The following is a 22,894-nucleotide window of genomic DNA, read 5'->3' as shown; positions in this document are numbered from 1 at the left end:
GGGATGTCTCATTCTCCGGGAACACCCTGTGATGTTGAGTATTGGAAATGCAGTTCCTGATCAGGAAATACTCGCGGGTGGATGGCGTGAGCGGCCATAGCTGCTTCGGAAAAGCCGCACAGGATTAGTTTTAGCTTGTTTTCATAGGTTGCAACATCTCCGATGGCATAGATGCCGGGCTGTTTGGTTTCGCAAGTTGCTTGATCGACAAGAATATGGCTGCGTTCCAACTCGAACCCCCAGTCCGCAATAGGCCCAAGGCTTGTTGCCAGCCCATAAAAGGGTAACAGGATGTCAGCTTCTAGAGCACGCTCGTTGCCCTGTAGGTCCTTGACGATGACAGATGAGAGTTTACCATCGGCACCTTCCAGTCCATGAAGCTGGTAAGGAACAACCATCTCTACTTTATCAGTCTCTGCCAGCGCGCGCATTCTGGCAACGGATTCTGGAGCGGCCCTGAATTTGTCGCGCCTGTGGATGACGTAAACTTTTTTGGCCACCTGTGGCAGAGACATGGCCCAATCCACTGCACTATCGCCACCACCAGCAATAACAACTGTTTTGTCTCTGAAATCTTCGCGGCGTTTTACCAAATAAAAGACAGACTTTCCTTCAAAGTCTTCTAGAGCTTCAAGAGGAGGTCGATTAGGGCCAAAAGCACCTGCGCCAGCCGCGATAATCACAGCCTTACAGTCAATAACTGTGTCTTTGGAGGTTGTAACACGCCATGTTTCGTCGTCCTGTCGTGCTAAGCCACAAACCTGCTGATCTAAATGATACACTGGATCAAATGGTGCGGCCTGTTGTTCCAGGTGCTCGATAAGTTCTGCTGCTGCGACCGTTGGAAATCCGGGAATGTCATAGATTGGTTTCTCTGGGTAGAGAGCCGTACATTGTCCGCCTGTTGCCTCTAGAGCGTCTATTACGTGAGTCTTCATGCCAAGCATGCCGCATTGAAACACGGAAAAGAGACCTGTTGGTCCTGCGCCGATAATAACAACGTCAGTTTTCTGGATATTTTGACTCACGCAGATAATCCTTATGATCGCCAATAAAAGGCGTTTAACATAGCTTTATAAAGGGCGCATTGTATTTAAGCTTTGAGGCGATTCAATAGTAGAAAAACGCCAAAGCCATGTTTTTTCTTTAAAAAGGGAACGTAATTTTATTGTTGTTAATGTGTTGATCAGGATTTTTTTGCTCAAAACTTGAAAATTATCTTCCCATAAGTGCCCATTCAGGAACAAAATGCTGCCATAGTCACGCGCCACATTGCTTAATGTGACAGGATACTTACTATTTGATTCGCTTAAGCGAAATAAGGGTGTCGCCCCGGATAAAGGCTCGGCCCCTGAACTTGAAATGAGGAATGGCATGGAAGGCAACATCGTACTGGTAGATGACGACAGAAATATTTTAACGTCGGTATCTATTGCTCTTGAATCCGAAGGTTTCAAAGTTCGAACCTATACAGATGGTTCCGAAGCTTTGCGTGGGATGGCTTCCAATCCCGCAGATCTTGCCGTTCTCGATATCAAAATGCCACGAATGGATGGTATGGAACTTTTGCGCCGTATTCGGGAAGGAAATTCTATCCCTGTGATCTTTCTGACATCAAAAGATGATGAAATTGACGAAGTCTTGGGGCTTCGTATGGGGGCGGATGACTACATCACCAAACCCTTCTCTCAAAGATTGCTGGTTGAACGAATCAGGGCATTACTACGCCGCGAGAAAGCAAAACAGGATGTGAGCGAAGGTAAAGAGGGTGAAAAGCCGATTCAGCGTGGAGAAATGATGCTGGATGCATCTCGTCATCTCTGTACCTGGAAAGGGAAGCACGTCAACCTGACAGTGACGGAATTTTTAATTCTCAAGGCCTTGGCACAACGCCCGGGGCATGTGAAGAATCGTGACCAGTTAATGGATGCAGCATATGGCGATGCAGTCTATGTTGACGATCGTACAATTGATAGTCATATCAAACGATTACGGAAAAAATTCAAAGAGTGTGATGACGATTTCGGCCAAATTGAGACGTTGTATGGTGTTGGCTATCGCTATCGTGAATAAGCGAAATATCCAAGACAATATCCAACTGGGGGATAGCTGTAATAAAGAGCTTAGAGCTCTTGTGATACGGAGGTCTTTTGATGGATAAGATGGAACGCATAGGTTTGTTTATCGGTATGGGGCTGATTGTTCTCGGACTGGTTACATTGTTTGATGGAACCAATGAACATTCTGAGTTGAAGTCGAATAGATCAGAGTTGCTAAGCGAGAATACCGGAACGAAGACATCTGGTCCGGTTTTGCCCGATTACGATATTATTCTGGTGAACTCTGCTGGTATCGTGGGTGATTCGCCTGCGCAATCTTTGAGCCGACAGCAAGAAAAAATAATTCGCTTGGCCCTGAAAACCGGGGGAACGGGTGCTCCTTGTGATTTGCAAGGGAAGCGCCCTGACCGGGTTTTATGGGGGCAACGGGGAAGCCAGAAGCATCTGGATAGCCTGTCAGTTTTTTCTGATGAGAAACTGATTTATCTCGGGAGTTATCTGGAAGCCTGGAAAATACAGGCAACCGGCGGAACGGTAACTTGCTACAGTTTAAATGATCAGGCCGCGAAGATCCTGACGGAACTATAATAATTTGTTTTTGATGTTGTTTGGGGGAAACTGTGGCTGACGAAAGCCATAAGCAAAAAGCTGAAATAGCGCAGACCGTTAAGAAGCACCGTAAAGGGCGCAAGCGGGGATGGCGCTCGTCTTTGACCCACAAAATTCTCCTGATTAACAGCTTTGTGTTGATGATCCCTGTCGTTGGGTTGATGCATCTGGAACAGTACAGATTGAGCCTTATTGCATCTGAGCTGGATGCATTATCGATACAGGGGCGTGCCTTTTCCCTCAGCTTGGGATCAACTGCAGTTGTTGCCAGTCAGGTGGGAAGCGAAAAATTGGTCCCCGAACTGACACGCAGTCTGATGCGGGCAATGTTAAACGACATCGGCGTCAGAGCCCGGATCTTTGCGACCAGCGGGGAAATGTTGGCTGATAGCCTTTATCTTGCCGGGGTTGGTGGTCCTGTCGAAGTCGGTGAACTCCCACCGCCCGGGGGCATGGGGATGATGGATCGTATCATCCTGTTTTACGAAGAGATTATTAACTGGCTCCCTGGGCATGATGACTGGCCGCTCTATCGGGAAGCGCAACATCAGAGTGCGGAAGATTATACCGAAGTGCTTATTGCCTTGAACGGTGAGCCTGCTGGAATGGTACGAACGGATACAACAGGCCGCCTTGTTTTGTCGATGGCTGTTCCCGTGCAAAGGTATCGTCAAGTGCTTGGTGCCCTAATGCTTTCAAAAGATGCGCAGGTCGTGACACAAGCGGTGCAGGATCGCCGCCGGGATATTCTCGCGGTCTGTGGTTTGGCGCTGGGTGTAACTGTTCTTTTATCTCTGTATCTCGCGGGCATTATTGGGCGTCCGTTGCGTCGGTTGGCAAATGCAGCTGACTTTGTGCGTTATGGAAAAGGGCGCGAATACGAAATACCTGACTTTACGCATCGGGGGGATGAAATTGGTGATCTCTCTGGCGCCCTGCGAGCAATGACTGAAGCTTTGTGGGCCAGGATGGACGCAATTGAAGGTTTTGCGGCAGATGTTTCGCATGAGATCAAAAACCCGCTGACCTCTCTCCGCTCTGCTGTGGAAACCGTTTCTCGCATCAATGATCCTGAACAGCAAAAGAAACTGTTGGCCATTATTATGGACGATGTTCAACGATTGGATCGCCTTATTAGCGACATATCGGATGCCTCTCGTTTGGATGCAGAGCTTTCCCGCGCGAAGATGGAAGAGGTTGATGTTGGCAAGCTTCTGGAAGCACTGGTTGAAATTCAACGTGTTGATGAAAATTGCCCTGTTTTTGAGACCGATATAAAGTCGGACGAGAAGCTTTGTGTTCAGGGGCTGGAAGGCCGGTTGGGTCAAGTTTTGCGGAATTTGATGACGAACGCGAAAACATTCAGCCCGAAAGATGGTAAAATTCGTTTAGCGGCGAAATTGGAAAAGGGAAGAGTAATCATCACTGTAGACGATGATGGTCCCGGTATTATTCCCGGTAAATTTGAAGCAATTTTTGATCGTTTTTACACCGAACGGCCCGAGGAAGAAAAGTTTGGCACCCATTCTGGCCTTGGTTTGAGTATTTCCAAACAGATTATTGAAGCTCATAACGGGACGATAACTGCAGAGAACCGGATGGATGAAAACGACGGTGTTCTTGGAGCACGCTTTATTATCTCTCTACCGGAAGAGCAGCGATAGATGTCTGACAGTCAACTATTGCACTGTACGACCATTGCCTTTGAAAAAAGTGGGTGGCTAACAGCTGTATTACTTCGGGGAAAATCAGGCGCGGGAAAATCTGATTTGGCGCTAAGGGTTATTGATGCTGGACGTGCTGAACTTGTTTCAGATGATCAAACTCTTCTTACCAAACAGGGAAATAATATTCTTGCGTCACCTCCCCCTACAATTGCGGGCAAGCTGGAAGTCAGAGGGGTTGGGATTGTTTCTTTCTCTTATTGCTCTGATGTGTCTGTGGGGTTGATTGTTGATCTTGTATCGCGCGAAGAAGTTGACCGATTGCCTGAAGTAAAAAAAGAAAAAATTTTAGGCGTTGAGATCCCCTATATCAAACTGCATAGCTTTGATCATTCAACTGTCGCAAAGCTGTTACTTGCCATATCCCGCCCGGAAAGCGATATAGTAAGATAAAATATTGTTCTTTCTATTATTTGTCGGATACGAGGGCGAGTATCTATGTCAGTTTCTCAAGAGACTAAAGTTGAAAATCCTCTTCGGGTTGTTCTGGTGACCGGGCTTTCCGGCGCGGGACGTTCCACAGCAATGAAAGTTCTCGAAGACCACGGGTTTGAGGCAATTGACAACCTGCCATTGAATCTACTGGACCTTGTTATTGGCGATAAACCGCGCCGACGTCCACTGGCGGTAGGTATTGATATTCGGTCCCGTAATTTTTCTGCGCCACCCCTTCTTGAGCACATTCGTGAACTGAAAAAACGGCCAGAGCTGGATGTTTCGCTGGTTTTCCTTAACTGCTCGGTTGATGTTCTTGAACGACGCTTTAAAGAAACACGTCGTCGTCATCCACTTTCCGAAGATCGTCCCCTCAAAGACGGTATTCTTGCCGAGCGCTTACTGGTTGCTCCGCTTCAGGCGCGTGCGGATTTTGCAATTGATAGCTCGGACACCACATCGGCAGACTTCAGGCAGAACTTAACAAGTTTACTGGGACTGGAAGAAAGCGGTGTGATGACTGTACAGGTTATGTCGTTCTCTTACCGTTTTGGAGTGCCGAGAGAAGCTGATTTGATGTTTGATGTACGTTTTTTGCGAAATCCTCATTATGATCCGCATCTACGCCCTTTATCGGGAAAAGACAAAGCTGTTTCGGACTATGTTCGCGAAGATTCTGATTTTTCCAGTTTCGCATCACACTTAAAGGATCTGGTAATCCCCCTTTTGGCGCGCTATCAGCAAGAAGGTAAAAATTACCTGACGATAGCAATTGGCTGTACAGGCGGACGTCACAGGTCCGTCGCTTTAACGGAATGGTTGGGCAATGAACTGGATGATGTCTGGCCGCAAATCATTGTTGCGCATCGGGATATGGACAAAGAGCCTGATCGCTACAAATAGTCCCGATTAGGTTCTCGTACCTTAATTTGATAAGTGAGAAATTAAGAAGCAGCTCTCGATCTACTTCTATTAACTGTGGTTTCTCTCGTGGTGAGCGCCCAAATACCCGTTTTCTTGAGAATATTTAACTTAAGTGCATTGCTTCGCCTTGTATGAAGCCGTGGTTTGCTGTTAATTTTCCCGTATATAAAGGGAAAGCGCCTGCGGAAAGGGAAGGCATGATAGGGATGGTTCTGGTCACACATGGTGACTTGGCTCTCGAATTCGTGGCAGCATTGGAACATGTTGTTGGGCCACAGACACAGATAGAGACTGTGTGTATTGGACCTGAAGATGACATGGAACAAAGACGTCAGGAAATTATCTCTTCTGTTGGAAAAGTAGAAGATGGTAGCGGTGTAGTGATTTTGACAGATATGTTTGGTGGTACCCCCTCTAACCTTGCGATATCCATTATGGATAAGGCCAATGTCGAGGTTGTTGCCGGCGTTAACCTGCCTCTTTTGATCAAACTGGCGGGGCTTCGGGAAACAAAATCCATGAAAGAAGCAGTTTTGGAAGCGCAGGAAGCTGGCCGTAAGTACATCCACGTTGCTTCAGAGTTACTTTGAGCGTGCTTAAAACCGGGTAGTTGAGGGTTTTAAGGGGGAAATAGACGTTGCTTACCAAAACATTGATGATTTTGAACAAGCGGGGATTGCATGCCAGAGCTTCGGCAAAGTTTGTAAAAGTTGCCGAGCTTTTTGATGCAGATGTGACCGTTTGTAAGGATGGAACAAGCGTATCGGGGTGTTCCATTATGGGGTTAATGATGCTGGCGGCTGCGCCGGGGTGTGAAATTGAGCTTTCCGCCAGTGGACCTTCTGCGCAAGAAGCGATGAATGCTTTGGAAGAGTTGGTTTTGAACAAGTTTGACGAAGACTAGTCCGGTAAAATCAAGCTACCAAGTTTTTCCAGTAATCTTGCTGGGGCGTATGTTGAAGTGAACAGAAGTCGTCACTTTGCATCAACTATGAGATAGGAATGCGCTGTGACCAATCAGTCCGGTGAACGTATATTCGAAGGTCTTGCTGTCTCGCCCGGAGTGGTGATTGGTTCTGCTTATGTCAGTGAATCCAGTGATATTCAGATCTTGGAGTACCGAGTTCCCACAGCAAAAATTGCGGCTGAATTAAAGCGTTTATCGGATGCTGTTCAAAAGGCGCAAAATCAGGTTCTCAAGTTGCACGGACAATCAAAAGACTTTCATGGTGCTGCGGGTGAGGAACTTGGTTACCTGCTTGATGCCCACATGCAGATGCTTAAAAGCTCTAGTTTGATTGGCGGTATTGAGGCGCGGATTCAAACTGGACAGAAAAATGCCGAAGCAGCTGTGATGGCCGAGGTCGGGCAGATCGCGCGTAAATTCTCGTCGATGGAAGATCCGTACCTGCGGACAAAATCACAGGAAGTGCGCGAAGTCGGGCACCGGATCGTTCGTAATCTGACCAAAACAAAAGAAGATTCTTATTCTGGCCTGACCCCTAATTCCGTTATTCTCTCTGAAGAAATTACGCCAGCGGATACCGCGATGATGGATCCCAGCCATATTGGCGGCTTTGCTACTGTGCTTGGTGGTCCAGAGGGGCACACCGCTATTATGGCGCGCTCACTCGGTCTTCCCGCTGTTCTTGGTGTGCCGGGGCTTCTTAAAGGGGTGGAAAACGGCGAAGTAATAATTATCGATGGCACAAATGGACGGGTTATTATTAACCCTAGTCCTGCGAGGATCAAAGATTACAAGCTTCGTTTAAAGGATATTGAGCGTGAAGCCAAAGTTTTGGCCGGACTACGTGATATTGCGGCGGTAACGGTTGATGAAGAACGGGTAGGACTACAAGCCAATGTCGAGTTACCGCGTGAAACGGGGCAGGCTGTTGCCAATGGAGCTGAAGGTGTTGGTCTGCTGAGGACTGAATTTCTCTTTATGAACAGAGAGGAATTGCCTACCGAGCAGGAGCAGTACGAAGCGCTGGCTGAAATTATTGATGGTATGGCCGGTCGGCCCGTAACAATCAGAACGCTTGATGCCGGGGGAGAAAAACTGGTTTCTGCTTTGGGAACGCATCCCACAGAATCACAAAACCCGGCCCTGGGGCTTCGGGCAATCCGCTTGTCTTTAAAACACTACGATCTGTTGAAGACCCAATTGCGGGCAATTTTGCGAGCTAGCGCTCATGGGCCTTTGCGTATTTTGTTGCCAATGGTGACAACACCAAGTGAAGTTCGTGAAGTTCGCAAAGCCTTAACCGAAGTTGCAGAAGGTTTGAAAAAACAGAATATCCGCATTGCAGATCCTCTGCCACCGCTTGGCATTATGATTGAGGTTCCCGGTGCCGCGTTAGCCGCAGATGGCCTTGCAAAAGTTGCTGATTTTTTTGCTATCGGAACCAATGATCTTACAATGTATACCTTGGCGATCGACAGGGCAGAAGAGCAGGTCGCTTACCTTTATAACCCCTTGCATCCTGCGGTGTTACGCTTAATCTCTTTTGCTGTTGATGCGGCACGTCGTGCCCACATTCCGGTTTCGGTCTGTGGTGAGGTTGCGGGCGATGTGGATTATTTGCCCCTATTGCTTGGTTTGGGAGTCCGGGACCTTTCCATGAGCTCTAATGCTTTGCCGCGAGTTAAGAACAGAATCCTCAAGCTAAATATGGAAGATGTTACCCGACGTGCCGAAGCAATTATGACACAGCATGATCCCGGGCGTATTTCGATTATGCTTCAGGATTATAATGAGCGTTATAGCTCGTAATCAGTTTTGTATCTATGTCGCCGTGCTTATTCAGATAGCTGTGTTAAAGGGATGCGGAGAAATACACCGAATTCCTTTGTAAAGTCGCAACTTACTCTGGCGTGAACAGCGCCTTGTTTGTCATAGAATCGGGACTTTTGGGAAAGCGGTGTGATGGCTTCGTGCCAGATTCCTGGGTGAATGCAGAGACCAAATGATCCGTCACAATAAAAGGCTACCCAATCTTCAGGTTTCATATCGTCCCCGGTTTTTGCGAGTGCGGCAATAAAGGGTTTGTTATCCAGCGGATAAAAAAGCTGTGCGCCATCGGGATGGTAATTTGCATGCCAGATTAAGAGCTGAGAACGTTCGGGTGCAGTGTTTCCACGCGATGCTAGTCCCGGTTGCTTTGACCAACCTAGGATATAGCAATCATTCACCGCCATATTTTGCCCCAACAGAACATCCCCTTCCCACCAAAATTCAAAAATACCGTCAAGGTACCCGGCTTCGTCACCGGTACCGTCGTCAATTTTGCGCCAGCCTTGTGCGGGCCATTGAACGATTTCAACGTGGTGAGACATGTAGTCTGTCACAACAGTTCCAAATCCCTGAAGCGATTCCGGGGTTGCTTTGACCAAGGGGATATCAAAAAGAGGTAGGTCATCGGGGATATCAGGATTCATGTAATCAAAGGATTTCTTTTCAGTATGGTCCTTTGATATAGCGTTTGGTGGAGATTGCTTAGCCATTAAAGTTTTCCAACAGATGTTCTGGTTTTGTCATCAGTTTGTTAAGTCAGGCTTACCAAAACAAATTAAATTCAGTATGTAATAAATTAAATAAAATTTAATTCCGAACTTAGATGGGAAGCGCCATGAGGCATAGTCAGCTTAGGGCATTTGATGCGGTGGCCAGAGAAGGCAGCTTCGCCAAGGGGGCTCACCTTCTGAACTTAAGTCCTCCGGCGGTGACGATTCAGGTTAAAAGCCTTGAAGAGGCATATAGATTAACGCTTTTTATCCGTAGCGGGGGCAAGGCTATTCTCACATCGGATGGACAGGCATTGTATGATAGAACTCGGCGATTTTTTATCGAAGAGGAAGAAATTCAAAACTACCTGTCGGCATCGTCGGCTTTGGAAAAAGGGCATCTGAAGATAGCGGCAGATGGCCCTCATGCAGCTCTGAATATCATCGCAGCATTTCGTGAAAGATATCCGGGCATCAAGCTGAATGTCACTCTTGGAAATGCTGAGACGGTGAGGCAGGACATTTTGGCACAAAGAGCAGACGTAGGGATAACGGCGAACTGTCCGGAAAGTGATCGGTTGGTCATAGATGAGCTTTCTGTGCAGTCAATGATTGCCCTGCTTCCTCGGGCACATCACCTTAGTTCGCGAAAAGAACTTTCTTTGCCTGAATTGATGAGTGAACCATTGATTTTACGCGAACGAGGATCGAATACGCGCCGGGTCTTTGAGGGGGCAGTTAGAGATCTGTCCCTGAGCTATGAAAATGAACTGGAATTAGGCAGTCGTGAAGCTGTGCGCGAAGCTGTTGCTGTAGGATTGGGTCTTGGCTTCTTATTTGAACACGAAGTACTTGGGGACGATCGCACGGTCGCTGTCCCGTTAAAAGAGCTCGTAGATAGTAACCGTGATATGGTTATTTGCCTTAAAAGTCAGCTTAAGCGACGGACTGTGGAAACTTTTGTTTCTCTCGCGAGAACATTTGCGGGAACAAAAGATACTTCAAGAGAAGTTTTCTCATAAAATATTGATATTAAATGAAGTCGTACATCGCCTTATTACTCGAACTTAACGTATGGCTGTGATTTTAGGAAATGGGTTGCAATATTGGTTCAAGGCTGTTAATTTTCTGCCAAAATAAACACATAAAGATTTCTTTATGTGACTGTAATAAATGAAAGCCAAGTACATGACAGAATTTACCGATTATAAAGTTGCGGATATGTCCCTAGCTGATTGGGGCCGTAAAGAAATCACAATTGCTGAAACTGAAATGCCAGGCCTAATGGCACTTCGTGAGGAATTCGGCGAGAGCAAGCCTCTTGCGGGGTCTCGTATTGCTGGTTGTCTGCATATGACAATTCAGACGGCTGTTCTGATTGAAACTCTTACAGCGCTTGGTGCTGAAGTTCGTTGGTCTTCTTGTAATATTTTCTCTACTCAGGATCAGGCCGCGGCAGCTATTGCGGCTACTGGTGTTCCTGTCTTCGCCTGGAAAGGTGAAACCGAGGAAGAGTTCAACTGGTGTATTGAGCAGACAATCGAAGGTCCTGACGGCTGGAAGCCAAATCTCATCCTTGATGATGGTGGTGATCTTACCGTTATGGTTCACGATCATTTCCCAGAGCTTCTCGACGATATTCGTGGTCTTTCCGAAGAAACGACAACAGGTGTTCATCGCCTGTATGAAATGGCCAAAAAAGGTACATTGAAAGTTCCTGCGATCAACGTAAACGATTCAGTTACAAAATCTAAATTCGATAACCTATACGGCTGCCGCGAATCACTTGTTGATGGCATCAAGCGTGCAACTGACGTTATGGTTGCTGGTAAGGTTGCTGTTGTTGGTGGTTTTGGTGATGTTGGTAAAGGTTCTGCGGCTTCCCTGCGTACACAGGGTGCACGTGTTCTTGTAACTGAAATTGATCCAATTTGTGCGCTTCAGGCCGCAATGGAAGGTTACGAAGTAACAACTATGGAAGAAGCTGCTTCTGTCGGGGATATCTTTGTCACAACAACCGGTAACAAAGACATCATTACAATCGATCACATGCGTGAGATGAAAGATCGTGCAATCGTTTGTAACATCGGTCACTTTGATTCTGAAATCCAGATCGCTGCTCTTCGTAACTATCCTTGGCACAATGTTAAGGACCAGGTTGACGAAGTTGAATTCCCGGATGGCAAGCGTCTGATCATTCTTGCGGAAGGTCGCCTTGTGAACCTTGGCTGTGCAACGGGTCACCCAAGCTTTGTGATGTCTGCATCCTTTACAAACCAGGTTCTTGCTCAGATCGAACTATGGGAAAATTCAGCGAACTACGAGAACAAAGTTTATGTTCTTCCGAAAGCACTGGATGAAAAAGTTGCAATGCTTCACCTCGCGAAACTGGGTGTTAAGCTGACCAAATTGACAGAAGAACAGGCTGAGTACATTGATGTACCGATAGAAGGTCCTTTCAAACAGGATCACTACCGTTATTAATAATATCGTCAGGGTTTGATTGTCGGTATTAATCGCCAAGACAGACACAAAACGTTATCTTCAGGGAGCACAGATTAATTTCTGTGCTCCCTGATTGCTTTCAACATCTTGTTTTGACAAGATAAACTCATTACACTTGGTGAGGGTTTTCTGGCAGTTTCAAAAAATCCAAACAAAATATGGATTTTCTGCACTTTTTGAGGGGAACGCAGTGTCGTCATTTTCGGCTTATCTGCCGGGTTTCTTTCTTACTCTCATTATCCTGCTTGGCTCGGGGTTAGTTGTTTTTGCTTATCGTCATCGCTGGCGATCACTGCAACTAAAGCTTTATGATCTACAGATGAAATCGTCACTGGATCGTGCTGCGGTTTTGGCAGCACCGCTTGGTTGTGTTACCTACTCTCATCATGACCGTAAATCCCGTGCCAGCGTTGGCGTTGTCCGGGAATTTGGCCTCGATAAAGGAGAGATTGACTTCAATGCAATCTCGATTGCTTTTCAACGGGGAACTGGAGAAGCAAACACTCTCGCCGAGGCGTTTGAGAGTTTAAGGAATGCAGGGACATCTTTTACTCTGACCTTGCGAGCAAAAGGGCGAACCTATCGTATTAATGGCCAACGCATTGAAGCTGCGGGTGACAATCCTCCAATAACAGATGTTGTCTGGTTTTCAGATATCAGTGATTTGGAAAAGCAAGCTCGTACTGCTGCCGAAGAATCCCGGCATGTTTCTTCACTACTGGAAAATCTGCCCATCCCCGTTTGGATGCGCGATGAAAAGCTGGCGCTTACCTATTGCAATCAGGCCTATGCCAGTGCTGTCGAGGCCGAGCAAAATGATATCCTTAAGCAAAACATAGAACTTGTTGATCGCTCAAAGGTCTTCCAAGCGCATAGCCTTGCCCGGCAGGCCTTGGATAGTGGTGAAATTGTTTGCGAAAAACACCATGCAATTATTGCAGGTGAAAGGCGTCTTCTAGAGTTCTGTGAAAGAAAGCTGGACGATAAAGCTCTTTTGGGATTTGCAGTTGATCAAACTGGTCTGGAGGAAGCAGAAAACAAGCTGAACCGACATATCGGGGGCCATGCCCAGGTTCTTGAAAACCTCGGGATCGCTATTTCCATTTTTGGTCCTGATGAACGGTTGGTCTTTTTTAATTCGTCCTATGCAACGCTTTTTAAGCTGAATGAAGATTTTTTGAGATCCGAACCTCATTTGAGTGAGGTTCTGGATACGATGCGTGAAAATCGTAGACTTCCCGAATACGCGAACTTTCCAGAGTTCAAACAACAGCGGTTGCGGGATTATCGCACGATGATCGAGCCTGTTGAAGAGCTGCTGCATCTGACAGATGGGACAACCCTGCGTTCTGTTGCGACGGCACACCCCTTTGGCGGTGTGCTTGAAACTGTTGAAGATGTCACGGATCGTCTTGCGTTGGAAAGGTCATACAATACGCTAACAGCTGTGCAACGAGAGACGTTGAACAAGCTATATGAAGCCGTTGTTGTTTATGGTGCGGATGGCCGCTTGAAATTGTTCAATCCTAATTTTGCCGAGCTTTGGAAGCTTCCGGAAGATTTCCTCAATAGTGAACCACATGTCAGGGATGTGGTCTTGAAAAGCCGTGACCTTTTTGAAGTTCGGGATGAAGATTGGGATGATCAGCTTGAATTGATGGTGGCACGTGTTTGTGAACCTGAAGTTCGTTCCGGGCGTAAATTCCGCTCGGATGGTGTTGTTCTTGATTGGGCGCAGGTCATGCTGCCTGACGGTGCAACTTTGCTGACGTTTCTTGATGTCACGGACTCTTTTACCGTTGAACGTGCTTTACTTGAGAAGAATGAAGCGCTGGAGACAGCGGATAAACTGAAAACAGAGTTTATCGCGAATGTATCTTATGAATTAAGAACACCGCTTAATGCAATTGTTGGCTTTGCTGAAATTCTTGAAAATCAATTCTTTGGGGAGCTTAACAGTCGACAAAGAGAATACAGCCAGGCGATTGTTGAATCATCCCAACGTCTAATGACCTTGATCAACGATATTCTTGATCTGGCGACGATTGAAGCCGGGTATCTTCACCTGGACCTTTCCGAAGTCAAAGTAGATCATATGCTTCAGCACCTCTATACCATCGGGCATGAAAGAGCACGCCATCGTAATATTGAGGTGAATATTGTCTGCGATGACGATATTGGGTCTGTTCAGGTGGATGAACGCCGTCTTACGCAGGCTTTATATAATCTTCTATTAAATGCGCTCAAGTTCTCTCCTGAAGGGGCGAGTGTTGATATAACGGCCAGCCGCGATCACGAATTGCGCATTGCGGTGAAAGATAGTGGCGTTGGGATCAGCAAGGAAGATCAGGAAAGGGTTTTTGATAAATTTGAGCGTGGTGAAGGACATGCAAAACAGGCCGGGGCTGGTCTCGGGCTTTCACTGGTCAAAAGCCTTGTAGAACTTCACGGCGGTTGGGTTGAAATTGAATCTGAAGTTGACGAGGGAACAATTGTAACCTGTCACATTCCATTGCTGGAAGATCCGGAAAAATCCGGCGACATACGCCAAATCGTTGCTGATACAGTTAATGAAAATACTGAAATTCGAGAAAAAGCCGACCCTCAAGAGAATGTCGTAGCAGGAAAAAGTGTTGAAACTCGAACTGAGGAAGACACTCCGTGACAGCAGAAAATTTGATCGGTGAAATCGCCCTTGCTGATGAAAATGAAACCCGAGAGTTTGCCCAAAGGCTGGCACCATTTTTACAAGAAGGTGATGTTCTGGCTTTGGAGGGTGATCTCGGTGCAGGTAAAACAGCGCTTTCCCGAGCTTTGATTAATGCTTTTCCAGCTATGGCAGGGATGGAGCAAATAGAAGAGGTTCCCAGTCCAACTTTTACCTTGGTTCAGATATATGACCGGGCTGAGCGGAAGATTTGGCACTTCGATCTCTATCGATTAGAGGATCCGGAAGAAGCTTATGAGCTCGGTATTGAAGAAGCGTTTTCTGAGGGTGTTTCTCTTATTGAATGGCCAGATCGACTGGGATTTTTAATGCCACGCGGACATCTAGAGGTAAAGCTGTCTTACGGCCAAGGAGAAACCGCAAGAAGATTGACGGTTATAGGCGGCCCGAAATGGCGTGAAAGATTAGCGCCCTTATTTTCTTAAATCTGATATTTTCTCAAAGCGTACTTGAATGATTATAAGTCACGTTTGACAGGCAGGATGTAGTACCCCGATGACAATAAAAACTGCAATGGTATTGGCGGCTGGTTTTGGCAAGCGGATGAGGCCAATAACAGAGACGATCCCCAAGCCCTTGGTGCCGGTTCTTGGGGTGCCAATGTTGGAAAGTATCATTGCAAAGCTAAGAACTGCAGGCATTCAGAAAATAGTCGTAAATGGTTTTTATCTAAAAGAGCAGATTCAGAGCTTTGTCGAAGCCTACGATGATCCGATGATCATGTTTTCTGAAGAGCATGAGATTCTTGAGACAGGTGGCGGAGTTACGCAGGCGCTTCCGCTTTTGGGGGATGATGCCTTTGTCGTTGTGAACGGTGATGTTTGTTGGCTTGATGGAGCTGATGCTGCCATTAAAAGACTCATGAATTTTTGGAACCCTGACGTGATGGATGCGTTGCTTCTCGTTCATCCTAGATCCAAGGCCTATGGATACGAAGGGGCAGGTGATTTTTTTCTGGAGAATGATCAAAAATTAACTCGCCGAGGTGAAGCAACAACTGCGCCTTATGTTTATGCAGGTATTCAAATTTTGCATCCAAAGCTTTTCGTTGGTTCGTCCCAAGGGGCTTTTTCTCTAAACGAAATTTTTGACAAAGCCTTGGTCGCTGGTCGGTTGTACGGGTTAGAACATGATGGGGAATGGTTTCATGTCGGCACACCTGAAGGTCTTCGCGAAGTCGAGGGCCTTTTGCAAAACATGTTGCCTGCAGCATCCAAATCCAGCGGCATCTAAATAATGACGTTTGAGCTTCCCTTTGAGACAGAATTTTATGAGACAAGAGGTGCGGTAACAGAAGTCTATTCTGTCGCGTCGAATGCGTCATTTGTTGATGCACTGGCCAAGGGAATTTTAGAGCGCTGGGGCGACAACCCTCTGGAGTTTTCCAAGGTAATGATCCTTTTACCGACCAGACGCGCCTGTCGAAGCTTGCAACAAGCTTTCTTGCGAGCGTCTGAGGGTAAAGCCATGATGTTACCCAGAATGTTGCCACTGGGTGATTTGGACCCCGATGAATTATTGATGTCAGCTTCTGATGTGGCCATTGGGCAGGATCAGGAACTTGATCTTCCGCCTGTTCTTTCATCGTTAAGGCGTCAGTTGTTATTAAGTCAGTTGGTGTTGAAATGGTCGGCGTCACAAGCCAAGGCAAATGGCGGAGATATTATTCCCGAAGATCAGGCGGTTCGTCTTGCCGGAGAACTTGGTCGCTTTCTGGATCAAGTGCAAACTGAAGGACTGAGCTTTACTGAATTATCCGATCTTGTGCCAGAAGACTATGCTGTACATTGGCAGATCACATTAGAATTTCTGGAAATTTTAACAAAAATCTGGCCAACAGTGGAAGAGGCAACAGGTGGTATTGGCCCTGCTGAAAGACGGCGGCGTCTTTTGGAAGGTCAGGCTGAACTTTGGCGACAGTGCCCTCCGGATCATCCTCTCATTGTTGCGGGCTCAACAGGGTCGATTCCAGCTGCGGCAGATTTAATTGGTGTTATTTCCAAGTGCCCGCAAGGTGTCGTGATTTTACCTGGCGTTGATCTAACTGCAGATGATGATACCTGGCGTGAATTTTTAAAAGATAGCTCTCACCCGCAAAATGGATTGGCGCGTTTATTGAAACGTTTGGACATCCCAAGATCTGATTTGCAACCTTGGTCTTATGGTGCCGATGAAGTTGATTCAGATGAAACTGATTTAGGAGGAGTTAATTTAAAAGGTAGAGCGCCGGAAACACGGGTTGATTTTGTACATATGGCAATGCGTCCGGCACAAGCAACAACGCAATGGCAAGCGTATATAGAGCAGTCGGATATTTCAGTATTTCAGAAGGCGCTTGAAAAGGTATCTCGATTGGACTGTCCGGGGCCGGGTGAAGAAGCCTTGGCCATTTCCCTTATTCTAAGGTCAGTTCTGGAAACGCCAGAAAAAACGGCTGCTCTGATTACACCAGACAGAGATCTTGCACGACGTGTTACGGCAGAGATGGAACGCTGGTCAATTACCATTGATGATTCCGCGGGATCGCCTTTGCCCGAAGCCGCCCCGGCAGTTTTTTTGCGGCTAACAGCTGAAATGCTGGTGTCTGGATTATCGCCAATTTCTTTCCTGTCGGCAATGAAGCATCCTCTCTGTGCTGCGGGTATGCAGATCGGTGTTTTTAAACGAATTATTCGACAGCTTGAAATTACGGTGCTACGTGGGGTTCGACCAGCATCTGGGCTTGAAGGGCTAATGGCTGCTCTTGGTGATGATATTGAAGAGGGGAATGAAGCTCGAGATCTGCTACAGCGTCTTATTACGGCGGGGCAGGTTTTTGATGATCATATTCGAGGGGGCACACAATCTTTTCGCGCCTTACTGGATTCACATGTCGAGTTTGCTGAATTTCTGGCCTCTACGGATGAGCAGAGCGGAGCTGAAAGGCTATGGGCCGGAGATGATGGTACAGCAGCGGCTGAATTTGTTGCTGATTTGAGGGAAGCAGCGGGTGATGCCCCCGATGTATCTCCACGTCGTTATCCAGAACTGCTGGCGGCTTTGATGGTTGGGCGCGCTGTGCGTGCCCCCTTCGGAGCCCATCCGAGACTGAGTATTCTTGGGGCAATTGAAGCTCGGTTACAACATGCTGATGTGGTGATTCTTGGAGGATTGAACGAAGGTAGTTGGCCGGCAGAGGCAAAGCCGGGCCCGTGGATGAGCCGACCAATGAGGCGGGATTTCGGCTTACCTCAACCTGAACAGCAGGTGGGATTGTCTGCACAGGATTTTGTTCAGGCCTTTTGTGCACCGGAAGTCTTCCTGACACGATCAGAGAAGGTAGAGGGGGCACCAACAGTACCGTCGCGCTGGTTGCTCCGTATTGAAGCTTTATTGGAAGGTAAAGGGCTTCGGGGTTTTTTACAGCGGGATGCAAGAAAGTGGTTAAATTGGGTAGAGGCATTGGATCTGCCTGAAAAACGTATTCAAATAAAAGCACCTGCACCTACACCGCCTGTTTCTGCACGCCCTCGAAATCTATCTGTGACCCGTATTGAAACGTGGATGCGGGACCCTTATGCACTCTATGCTCAAAAGATATTAAAGCTTCGCAAGCTTGATCCCTTGGACGCAGATCCATCCGGGGCAGACAAAGGTAGTTTGATTCATGAAGCGCTTGAAAAATTCCTCAAGCAATATCCGGATGCTTTGCCTGAAGATGCAGAGCAGCAGCTTCTGATAATTGGTGAAGGTGTTTTTGCGGCAGTTAAGGATCGCCCTGGTATCTGGTCTTTTTGGTGGCCGCGGTTTCAACGCATTGCCAAGTGGTTTGTGGAGCAAGAAAGCCTGCGCCGGAAACTAGTGTCCAAGTCTCATGTTGAAGTGACTGGGAAGCTGGTTCTGAAGGCACCTGCGGGGGACTTTACCCTTACAGCCAAGGCGGACCGCATTGATGAGCTGGCAACAGGTGGTTTGGCTATTCTTGATTATAAAACCGGTACGGTTCCAAGTGCCAAAAATGTGCTGCAGGGGATTTCCCCACAGTTGCCTTTGGAGGCTGCCATTGCCATTGAAGGGGGATTTGGTGTTCTGCCAGACGATGTGAAGGAACTGCTTTATTGGCGATTAACCGGTGGTGATCCGGCCGGGGAAAACAAAAATGCACTGGGCCAGCGCGGGGCAAAAGAAGGTGCCGGGCAGATCGCAAAAATCGCTATCGAAGGACTACAGGATCTGATCGCTGAATTTGATTATCAGGAAACACCCTACGCAGCGCGCCCCAGACCTAATCAAGCCTTGGTTTATAATGATTTTGAACATCTGGCGCGTATTAAAGAGTGGTCCACAGGTGGGGAGGGTGATCTATGACGTTGCGCATTGATGATATCCTCGAAAAAGCCACTAATGAACAAAGGCAGGCTGCGGATCCAACTGCATCTGTCTGGGTGGGGGCCTCTGCTGGGGCAGGCAAGACAAAGGTTCTGACAGACCGCATCCTCAATCTGCTGTTGAGTGGATCAGAGCCGGGGAAAATTCTGGCGCTAACTTTCACCAAGGCGGCCGCGGCTGAAATGGCGAACCGTCTATCTGATAAGCTGGCTGGCTGGTCCACAATTCCTGAAGATGATCTAAGGCAAGAGCTTGAAAAGCTGTTTGGTCGAAAGGCATCACAGGACGAATTGCAGACAGCACGGCGATTGTTTGCACGAGTCTTGGATACGCCGGGTGGTATGAAGATCCAGACAATTCATGCTTTCTGTCAGTCATTGCTCGGGCGGTTTCCTTTGGAAGCCGGGGTTGCACCGAACTTTCAAATTCTTGATGACCGTTCCGCAGAAGAATTGCTTTTCAGGTCCCGTGAAGATGTTCTCTCTGGGCGTGGAGGATTAAGCGAACAAGCTGTTACTGATGCATTGGAATGTATTACTGCTTATACGCAGGAACAGTCGTTTGGGGCGCTTGTACAGGAAATCATCCGTGAGCGCGGACGGATTTCAGATCTTCTGGATCAGTATGGGGATCAGCAAGGGCTTAATAAAATCATTTATGAGACCCTTGGTGTTGACGCAAACAGTAGCGCGACAGACCTTTTGAACACAGCTTGTGATGATGGCGCTTTTAACGCGATGCAGCTTTCTCATGCGGTTGATGCTCTCTTACAGGGAGCAAAATCAGATCAGGAACGTGGATATCTGCTTAAAAGCTGGATTGAGAACCCACCGGAAAAAAGGCAGGAAAAGTACAGTGATTACCGGGCAATTTTTTTCACGCAAGCTGGGGAAATAAGAAGCCGGTTGGCAACAAAGGGCGCTTTATCTATCTTGCCGCAGCTGCCGGATATATTGATCGCAGAGGCCGAGCGTTTAATTCGGTTAAACGAGAAACTCAATGCAATTGGTGTTGCGAAAGCGACGTCGTCGTTGCTTGATTTGGGTATTGCGATTTTATCTCGGTACGAGCGCTATAAAGAAACCCGTGCCTTTCTTGATTACGATGATCTTATTTTGAAAACACGGGATCTATTGAAGGGGGAGCGGGCCGTTGCCTGGGTGCTCTTTAAGCTTGATGGCGGGGTTGATCATGTTCTGATTGATGAGGCGCAGGATACCAACCCGGAACAGTGGGAAGTCGTCGCTGCACTTTGTAATGAATTTTTTGATGGCGAGGGCGCAAGAGAAGACATCAGAACTATCTTCGCCGTTGGAGATGTCAAACAATCCATTTACTCTTTCCAACGGGCTGATCCGGCCAAGTTCGAGCAAATGCGCGAGCATTTTGAAAAGCGCGTCGAGATTGCCCATCAAAAATGGCAACGTATTAGCCTGGATGTATCTTTTCGTTCGACACCGTCGGTACTTTCAACTGTTGATCAGGTTTTTTCCTATCCCTCGGCAGCGGACGGTGTTTCCTTTCATGAGGATGTCTTAAAGCACCAACCCGTCAGGTTGGGGCAGGCTGGCCGCGTTGAACTTTGGCCGTTGATGGTAAGTGAGGTTGGTGCCGAAGATACGCCGTGGACTCTACCGTTAGCACAAGAAGCAGAAATGGAATCCCGGGCACGTCTGGCAAGTGTGTTGGCGCGACGTATCCATTACTGGACCATCGCCGAGGCAGGAATTAATGACCCTGTCTGTCAGTTACCATCACAGGGCAGGCGTATTGACCCCGGTGATATTCTGATCTTGGTTCGTCGTCGGAATGCCTTTGTTGAAGAACTGGTGCGTGAACTCAAAACTTTAGCCGTTCCTGTTTCCGGCGTGGATCGAATGGTTCTGACCGACCAGATGGCGGTTATGGATCTTGTTGCTTTGGGACGGTTTTTGTTGTTACCCGAAGATGACTTGACCTTGGCAACCGTTTTAAAGGGGCCGTTGCTTGGGTTGGATGAAGATCAGCTTTTTGATCTGGCGTATAATCGCAAAGGAAGCCTGTGGTCCAGATTACGGGACAAAGCCAAATCCAATGATATTTTCGCCCGCGCAGCAGGTTTTTTGAATGGCCTGTTGGCCCGTGCAGACTATACGCCGCCTTTTGAGCTCTTTTCTCATATTCTAGGTTCTTTAGACGGGCGGAAAATGCTCTTGTCCAGACTGGGACCTGATGCACGTGATCCTATCGAAGAGTTCCTCTCTCTGGCACTTGTTTATGAGCGGGAAGAAACGCCATCACTAGAGGGTTTTCTGCATTGGCTGGAAGTCGGTGATCAGGAGATCAAGCGTGACCTAGAGCAAGGTGGTGGTGCTGTTCGTATCATGACTGTACATGGGTCCAAGGGTCTTCAGGCCCCGGTGGTTATTTTGCCGGATACAACACAGATTCCGCAAGCGGACCGGGGGGTTGTCTGGTTAAAGGAACAGGGGAATCTTCCTGTGTGGTCACCACGAACGGCCATGAATACAGAAATTATTTCTTCTGCGCGTGATCAACTTCGCAAGGATGGCTTGCGGGAATATCGGCGTCTTTTGTACGTGGCCTTAACCCGTGCCGAAGATCGCTTGATTATTTGCGGTTGGACAGGTGCACGTGAACCGTCTGAAGATAGCTGGTACGCATTGACCCAAGCGGCTCTCAATGAGCACGGCAAAGAAGTCGCGTTTGCCTTTCCCGAAGATCCGACGGGGTCTTGGGAAGCGATGGGGCGTGTTCAGGAAAATGCGCAGGAAGCTCAAATTCAAGCTGGTAAAGAAGAAGTGGTCATTGATCACTTGGATGAAGGATTGCCAACATGGGCTTTTGTGGATCCGGATCAGGAACCTGTTCCGCCTCGACCCCTCGCGCCATCCAGAGCAAAGGATGATGAGCCGCCTGTCAGGTCACCTCTTGGGCAGGATGATGGTACGCGGTTTAGGCGAGGCCGGATTATCCACCGTCTTTTACAGACATTACCGGATCTACCAAAGGAAAAATGGGAGCCTTCAGGGCGTCGATTCCTTGAATCGCCATTACATGAATTAGATTCTGATCAAATCGAGATGTTATTGGATGAAACACTGTCTGTTCTCAATCACCCGGATTATCAGGATATTTTTGGTGAGGGGAGCCGTGCAGAAGTTCCTGTAGTGGGGTTGGTTCATCGTGATGGAGATGTCGAAGTTATTTCGGGACAGGTTGATCGCCTGATCATAACGGATAATAAAGTAAAAATTATCGACTATAAAACCAATCGACCTCCACCGAAAAAAGTCGAAAAAGTTCACCGTTCTTATCTGCGCCAAATGGCAGCATATCGAACAGTTCTGAGGCAAATTTACCCGGATTATCAAATAGAAGCACACCTTCTCTGGACCGATGAAGCACGGTTGATGCACTTGCCGGATAACATTCTTGTACAATATGAACCTTGACGTCGGGGGACCTGCATCCCTACATTCATGCTGACGATGTAATGGAAAGGCAAAGTAAGTTCTTTCCATTGCACACAAACAAATGGCAAGAGGTATACTATGTCAACGATCGCAATCAGCGATGATTCTTTTGAAGCCGACGTTCTTAAAGCGGATGTTCCTGTTCTTGTGGATTTCTGGGCTGAATGGTGTGGTCCTTGTAAAATGATCGCGCCAGCACTGGATGAAATCGCGGCAGAAATGGGCGGTTCTCTTACTATTGCCAAGCTTAACATTGACGAGAATTCAATGACCCCGCAGCAGTATGGTGTTCGTGGCATTCCAACACTGCTTATCTTCAAGGGTGGTGAAGTTGTTGCCCAGAAAGTGGGTGCGATTGCCAAAGGCCAGCTAAAAGAGTGGATTACATCTTCTCTTGCTGCATAAGGCGGAACAGCGTATTTAACGCTCTGTCTAACGATAAAAGCCCTGCATAAATGTGCGGGGCTTTTTTTATTTGCCCTGTCGCGTCCTGAAATAAGTTTACATATTGGAGACTTATGATGGGACCTTCAAAGAAAGAGCGAGTAAAGCGTAGTC

19 protein-coding genes are annotated in these 22,894 nt (G+C 47.5%); 16 read left to right on the top strand and 3 right to left on the bottom strand.

Annotated features, from left to right (window positions below; genetic code table 11):
- Positions 1 to 8: 8 nt before the first annotated feature.
- A complete protein-coding gene (locus BKB51_RS17830) occupies positions 9 to 1,028 on the bottom strand; it encodes an NAD(P)/FAD-dependent oxidoreductase (RefSeq protein WP_085902478.1) in 1,020 nt (339 codons plus the stop codon).
- A gap of 45 nt (positions 1,029 to 1,073) precedes the next feature.
- Positions 1,074 to 1,376, bottom strand: coding sequence for a hypothetical protein (locus tag BKB51_RS17825; RefSeq protein ID WP_085902477.1), 303 nt, complete (start codon positions 1,374 to 1,376; stop codon positions 1,074 to 1,076).
- On the opposite strand from BKB51_RS17825, the gene BKB51_RS17820 reads away from it, so the two are divergent.
- The 8 genes from BKB51_RS17820 to ptsP all read left to right on the top strand — a co-directional run bounded on the left by BKB51_RS17820 (position 1,375) and on the right by ptsP (position 8,528).
- A complete protein-coding gene (locus tag BKB51_RS17820; protein ID WP_085902476.1) occupies positions 1,375 to 2,073 on the top strand; it encodes a response regulator transcription factor in 699 nt (232 codons plus the stop codon). The two genes, BKB51_RS17825 and BKB51_RS17820, sit on opposite strands and share 2 nt — an antisense overlap.
- A gap of 80 nt (positions 2,074 to 2,153) precedes the next feature.
- Positions 2,154 to 2,648 (top strand): hypothetical protein, encoded by a 495-nt coding sequence (locus BKB51_RS17815; protein WP_085902475.1) that lies wholly within the window; start codon positions 2,154 to 2,156, stop codon positions 2,646 to 2,648.
- Between the two features lie 32 nt (positions 2,649 to 2,680).
- A complete protein-coding gene (locus tag BKB51_RS17810) occupies positions 2,681 to 4,333 on the top strand; it encodes a stimulus-sensing domain-containing protein (RefSeq protein ID WP_085902474.1) in 1,653 nt (550 codons plus the stop codon).
- Complete coding sequence (locus BKB51_RS17805) at positions 4,334 to 4,786, top strand: HPr kinase/phosphorylase (RefSeq protein ID WP_085902473.1); 453 nt, start codon at positions 4,334 to 4,336, stop codon at positions 4,784 to 4,786.
- 45 nt (positions 4,787 to 4,831) lie between these two features.
- Entirely contained in the window at positions 4,832 to 5,731 is a 900-nt protein-coding gene (rapZ, locus tag BKB51_RS17800; protein WP_085902472.1) for an RNase adapter RapZ, read from the top strand.
- Between the two features lie 218 nt (positions 5,732 to 5,949).
- Positions 5,950 to 6,342, top strand: coding sequence for a PTS sugar transporter subunit IIA (locus BKB51_RS17795; protein WP_085902602.1), 393 nt, complete (start codon positions 5,950 to 5,952; stop codon positions 6,340 to 6,342).
- A gap of 65 nt (positions 6,343 to 6,407) precedes the next feature.
- Entirely contained in the window at positions 6,408 to 6,656 is a 249-nt protein-coding gene (locus BKB51_RS17790) for an HPr family phosphocarrier protein (protein ID WP_085902601.1), read from the top strand.
- A 105-nt stretch (positions 6,657 to 6,761) separates the two neighbouring features.
- Positions 6,762 to 8,528 (top strand): phosphoenolpyruvate--protein phosphotransferase, encoded by a 1,767-nt coding sequence (gene ptsP, locus BKB51_RS17785; protein WP_085902471.1) that lies wholly within the window; start codon positions 6,762 to 6,764, stop codon positions 8,526 to 8,528.
- 26 nt (positions 8,529 to 8,554) lie between these two features.
- Here ptsP and BKB51_RS17780 read toward each other — a convergent pair whose 3' ends face one another.
- Positions 8,555 to 9,259, bottom strand: coding sequence for an ureidoglycolate lyase (locus BKB51_RS17780; RefSeq protein WP_085902470.1), 705 nt, complete (start codon positions 9,257 to 9,259; stop codon positions 8,555 to 8,557).
- Positions 9,260 to 9,384: 125 nt separating this feature from the next.
- Here BKB51_RS17780 and BKB51_RS17775 point away from each other — a divergent pair, with 125 nt between their 5' ends.
- The 8 genes from BKB51_RS17775 (at position 9,385) to trxA (ending at position 22,741) form a co-directional block, all read left to right on the top strand.
- Complete coding sequence (locus tag BKB51_RS17775) at positions 9,385 to 10,281, top strand: LysR substrate-binding domain-containing protein (protein WP_158090275.1); 897 nt, start codon at positions 9,385 to 9,387, stop codon at positions 10,279 to 10,281.
- Positions 10,282 to 10,447: 166 nt separating this feature from the next.
- Positions 10,448 to 11,743: an adenosylhomocysteinase gene (ahcY, locus tag BKB51_RS17770; RefSeq protein WP_085902468.1), complete on the top strand. Its 1,296-nt coding sequence runs from the start codon at positions 10,448 to 10,450 to the stop codon at positions 11,741 to 11,743.
- 211 nt (positions 11,744 to 11,954) lie between these two features.
- Positions 11,955 to 14,429: a PAS domain-containing sensor histidine kinase gene (locus BKB51_RS17765; protein ID WP_125911872.1), complete on the top strand. Its 2,475-nt coding sequence runs from the start codon at positions 11,955 to 11,957 to the stop codon at positions 14,427 to 14,429.
- Positions 14,426 to 14,917, top strand: coding sequence for a tRNA (adenosine(37)-N6)-threonylcarbamoyltransferase complex ATPase subunit type 1 TsaE (gene tsaE, locus BKB51_RS17760; RefSeq protein WP_198946792.1), 492 nt, complete (start codon positions 14,426 to 14,428; stop codon positions 14,915 to 14,917). The genes BKB51_RS17765 and tsaE overlap by 4 nt, the downstream gene beginning before the upstream one ends.
- A gap of 70 nt (positions 14,918 to 14,987) precedes the next feature.
- Positions 14,988 to 15,725: a nucleotidyltransferase family protein gene (locus BKB51_RS17755; RefSeq protein WP_085902467.1), complete on the top strand. Its 738-nt coding sequence runs from the start codon at positions 14,988 to 14,990 to the stop codon at positions 15,723 to 15,725.
- 3 nt (positions 15,726 to 15,728) lie between these two features.
- A complete protein-coding gene (gene addB, locus BKB51_RS17750) occupies positions 15,729 to 18,839 on the top strand; it encodes a double-strand break repair protein AddB (protein ID WP_085902466.1) in 3,111 nt (1,036 codons plus the stop codon).
- Positions 18,836 to 22,315, top strand: coding sequence for a double-strand break repair helicase AddA (gene addA / locus BKB51_RS17745; RefSeq protein WP_085902465.1), 3,480 nt, complete (start codon positions 18,836 to 18,838; stop codon positions 22,313 to 22,315). The genes addB and addA overlap by 4 nt, the downstream gene beginning before the upstream one ends.
- Before the next feature lie 99 nt (positions 22,316 to 22,414).
- Positions 22,415 to 22,741: a thioredoxin TrxA gene (trxA, locus tag BKB51_RS17740; protein WP_085902464.1), complete on the top strand. Its 327-nt coding sequence runs from the start codon at positions 22,415 to 22,417 to the stop codon at positions 22,739 to 22,741.
- The last annotated feature ends 153 nt before the right edge of the window (positions 22,742 to 22,894 follow it).

The organism is Kiloniella majae (assembly GCF_002118315.1).
In the GTDB taxonomy this organism is placed as follows: domain Bacteria; phylum Pseudomonadota; class Alphaproteobacteria; order Kiloniellales; family Kiloniellaceae; genus Kiloniella; species Kiloniella majae.
The sequence above is the reverse complement of the archived record's forward strand: the minus strand, read 5'-3'. Positions and strand labels throughout refer to the sequence as shown.